Source organism: Edaphosphingomonas laterariae, from assembly GCF_900188165.1.
GTDB lineage: Bacteria > Pseudomonadota > Alphaproteobacteria > Sphingomonadales > Sphingomonadaceae > Sphingomonas_E > Sphingomonas_E laterariae.
Map to the genome: position 1 here is coordinate 1 of NZ_FZOS01000073.1, position 2,093 is coordinate 2,093.

Here is a 2,093-nt window from a genome sequence, read left to right on the forward strand (position 1 = left end):
CTCGTCCATCGCCAGCCTCCGTCAAGCTGGCTCCCCATGAATCAGGGAAATCTCTCCTTGGGAATCCCAAAAATCACACTTCTGCCAAAGTAGCGCTAGGACGGATCGACAAGGGCCCCGCGGACGACGCCGCGCGCCGTCAGGAGCGCTGGCGGCGGCGTCCGTGGGAGGTGCCTGTGGGTCCACCGGGTCAACCCGGGGGATGGGGGTCCGGGGGAAGGGGTCAGGCGGCTTCGCGGTTCTTGAACCGCCAGCTCTCATTGCCGATCTCGACGATGTCGCAATGGTGGGTCAGCCGGTCGAGCAGCGCTGTGGTCATCTTGGCGTCACCGAACACGCTGGGCCATTCGCCGAACGCAAGGTTGGTGGTGATGATGATCGAGGTCTGCTCGTAAAGCCGGCTGACGAGGTGGAACAGCAGTTGGCCACCGGCGAGAGCGAACGGCAGGTAGTCGAACCGGACGAGCAGCGTCTGCGGAGCGGCGATCAGGATGAGACGGGCGACAATCAGGATGAGAACGGATTGTCGCCCGTCTCATCCAGATCGTCGCGCTACAGGCCGGCATCCCCGAGCTGATCTCGGCAGCTGGCATGACCCGCGCCGAAATCCGGCGCGCGATGCAAATCGTGAAAGAGCAGCAGACCTATCTGCTGGAACGGTGGAGCGACATTCATGACTGACCTGACCGATGCCCAGATCGACGCCGCCATGGCACGGGGTAAGCTCGCTCTGGAAAGCGAACCCCGCGCCGCCGCAGCCCGCTATGATCCGGCGCTCGACCGTATGGTGATCGATCTCACCAACGGCTGCACCTTCGCCTTCCCGCCCCGGATCGCGCAGGGGCTGGAGCGCGCGACCGCCCAGCAGCTCGCTGATGTTGAGATTCTCGGCCTCGGCTACGGTCTGCATTGGGAAGCCCTCGACGTCGATTTGTCCCTTCCTGGCCTGCTGACCGGTTTGTTCGGCACGAAAGCCCATATGGCCCGTCTCGCCGGCCAGGCGACATCCCCGGCCAAGGCCGCCGCAGCCCGCGCGAATGGAGCCAAGGGAGGCCGCCCCCGGAAAATGGCCCACGCCTGAGGGGCAGGCCCGTTGGGCAGCAACGTCCCAGAGTAATAATGACGCGCGCATTCGAGAAGATAGGGCCGGCCTGGAGGACGCTATCGCCTATGCCGAGGGCGACCTGAGCCGAGACCGTATCCACTATCCGAAGAACCGCGCTGAAAAGCCCCAGAAGGGAGAAGGGGCTCGGCTCCCAGCCCTCCCCTGACGATGAGGCGCGTTGACGGAGCTCGGAACGGCAGAGAGCGCCGACATTGCGGGCGTTGGCGCGCCCGTTAGGTCTGCCGAATGCTCACCGCCTTACCGCTCTCGATCCGGGAGAGGTCGATCAGGACGCACTTGCGCTAGCTTACAGCCTAGCAGATTGTCTCGGTCGGGTAATGGCGACCGGTCTGACATTTCCGCCGACCAGCGCCCTAGCAGAGCCTCACGATCGACCTCCCTAGGCGGCTGATCGGATGCACCACTGCGGCCGAGCAACGCATCGCGATCAATCGCCGCTGAGGACGTGAGCGGCTCTATCTTTGGTGACACTTCATGGCTCGGACGAAGGAACGCCACCGCTCGGTCCCGGACGACCTGATAGGCTTCCTCAAGCCGTCGCCCCAGTGACCGGCCCCCGCCGAGTGGCCCGCTGGGATTGTTAGTGCATTGAAGCCTCCATCGCCAGTGTCGGCCGTAGGTGGAGCGAAGCGGAACCGGAGGGCGACACTGGCGATGGAACGGCCTCGGGCGCCGGTGGTCGATACCCGAGCGAGCTGTGCGGCCGGACGGTGTTGTAATGTCGGCGCCACGCCTCGATCAGGATCCGGGCCTCGGCGAGCGAGTAGAAGATTTCGCCGTTGAGCAGTTCATCGCGCAGCGACCCGTTGAAGCTTTCGCAATAGCCATTCTCCCACGGGCTACCCGGCGTGATGTAGAGCGTCTTCACGCCGATGAGAACGGCGGAGCAATATTCGACCACGGTAGCGGCGGGATAGCCCTGCTGCGGGCGGCGTAAAAGTCGTCCACCTTGAAGCCTTTCTGCCAA

2 protein-coding genes and 1 pseudogene are annotated in these 2,093 nt (G+C 64.3%); 1 reads left to right on the forward strand and 2 read right to left on the reverse strand.

Annotated features, from left to right (window positions below; translation table 11 throughout):
• Window positions 1-223 precede the first annotated feature (223 nt).
• Window positions 224-457, reverse strand: a pseudogene (locus CHB74_RS21345) (ATP-binding protein); the annotation flags it as partial.
• Between the two features lie 216 nt (window positions 458-673).
• On the opposite strand from CHB74_RS21345, the gene CHB74_RS21350 reads away from it, so the two are divergent.
• Window positions 674-1,081 carry a DUF2442 domain-containing protein gene (locus tag CHB74_RS21350; RefSeq protein ID WP_089221466.1) on the forward strand — a complete coding sequence of 136 codons (408 nt, stop codon included), beginning with the start codon at window positions 674-676 and terminating at the stop codon, window positions 1,079-1,081.
• Window positions 1,082-1,706: 625 nt separating this feature from the next.
• On the opposite strand, the gene CHB74_RS21355 is transcribed toward CHB74_RS21350, so the two are convergent.
• Window positions 1,707-2,093 (reverse strand): integrase core domain-containing protein (locus tag CHB74_RS21355; RefSeq protein ID WP_245843151.1); only part of this gene is annotated, 387 nt, incomplete at its 5' end.

Bases quoted from the DNA above. Each gene is read 5' to 3' on its own strand.
- CHB74_RS21350 (WP_089221466.1), top strand. From the start codon at position 674: ATGACTGACCTGACCGATGCCCAGATCGACGCCGCCATGGCACGGGGT.